Genomic DNA, 1632 nt, shown 5'->3' with positions numbered 1-1632 from the left:
TTCTCAATAATAGTTACTGTTACTGTAGCGGTAGATAAGTTTCGCATTGGGGCTAAAATTATCGCGACTTTGTGGTCAAAAAGATAATCTTTAGCTGTTAATTCAAACACATAACAAGGCGTTTAAGCGGGATTCATGCCGCGTGGCATTTTTGGTTTGCGGTAATTTTTGTGGTGAAAGTGGTGTGCGGAAACTTGGTTTAGGCGGCATTCACCCCTTAACGCGGCGTTATGCTTAATCAAGTAAAATCAGTGGTTTATGGTTTTTCTTTGTTCCCTCAGCTTGTCAGTTTGGTATTTGTCGGCAAGTTGGCTTTTGTGGGCGCTATTTTCTGGACATCCATTCTTGGGCGCTAAAAATTCAGAGAGTTGCCTCAGTCAATTTTAGGGTAAGCGCGAGGTTAGGGCGGGTGGCTCAATCAGAAATCCATTTCTAGGTTTTCAAACTTCAAACTAGATTTGCCAAAATTCTGAGCCTGATTGTCAATACTATGATTCATTTCGGTTTTCTACGTTTTGGTTTTTGTTTGTAAATCAAAGTCGAGTTAATCTTAATTCAATTAAAACGTAAGCCATTGAAGCTTAAGCATAACAAGGCGTTTAAGCGGGATTCATGCCGCGTGGCATTTTTGGTTTGCAGTGAGTTTTGGTGGTGAAAGTGGTCTGCGGAAAGTTGGTTTATGCGGCATTCACCCCTTAACGCAGCGTTATGTTTAGTCACGTAAAATCAGTTGGTTGCATCTTTTCTTTGTTCCTTCGTATTTCTAATTTTGGTTTTGTCGGCAGGTTAACTTCAGTGGTCGCTGTTTTCTGGACTCCAATTCGTGGGCGCTAAAAGTTCAGAGAGTTGCCTCATTGAAATGCAGAGTGTAGGCGAGGTGAGTTAAGTGATTTTGATTTCAAAGTTAGAGCCCTATTTTTTCGATTTCTCACGTTAAAACTCAAAGTCGGCACAATCAAAATTATGATTTAATTCAGCTTTTTAGCGTCTGGTTTTGGTTTGCAAAGGTAAGTCGAGTTAAGCTATTGGTATCGCAAACTTAACCCTTTGAGCCTTAAACATAACAAGGCGTTTAAGCGGGATTCATGCCGCGTGGCATTTTTGTTTTGCAGTGAGTTTTGGTGGTGAAAGTGGTCTGCGGAAGCTTGCTTTATGCGGCATTCACCCCTTAACGCAGCGTTATATGCCCAAGTTAATTTTTAATTAGGAGTTTTAATGGCATACTAGAAATTTCAGATGTATCTTCGTTAAGTGAGGCAGCGATCAAATGGGTAGAGTTTACGTAAACCGTAAAGAAAACAAAGCGAAGAAAGAAAAATGAAAGCTATTAAGTCACTAATTGACCTCTTAGACAGAACTAGCAGTGTACATGAAGTCTGTTCTTGATAATGCTGAGTCTAAGTCAGACACTGTCGAAAGGGAATTATCAGAATGTTGGTACTCGACCTCCATTCTTGTACGCGAGTACAATGCAGAACTAGCTGAACGTTGCTTTTTCAAAGGAATCTATTGGTCAAATAATAAGTAGATTCACAGAACAAGAGATTATCGATAAAAAGATGAATTGCATCATATTGAAATGGACGTTGCGAAAGCCATTGGCAAGCATATACAAGCATTAAGAGTGATTCG

At 39.8% G+C, this 1632-nt stretch carries 2 protein-coding genes; both read left to right on the top strand.

Translation table 11 applies throughout. From position 1 onward, the window contains the following. Positions 1-94 precede the first annotated feature (94 nt). Complete coding sequence (locus CIK04_RS31305) at positions 95-238, top strand: DUF3265 domain-containing protein (RefSeq protein WP_128824591.1); 144 nt, start codon at positions 95-97, stop codon at positions 236-238. 349 nt (positions 239-587) lie between these two features. Then, positions 588-716, top strand: a complete 129-nt coding sequence (locus CIK04_RS35920) for a DUF3265 domain-containing protein (protein ID WP_128824590.1) — start codon at positions 588-590, stop codon at positions 714-716. The last annotated feature ends 916 nt before the right edge of the window (positions 717-1632 follow it).

This window comes from Vibrio sp. 03_296 (assembly GCF_002265885.1).
Note: the sequence above shows the minus strand (reverse complement) of the source record. Positions and strands in the feature narration are given on the sequence as shown.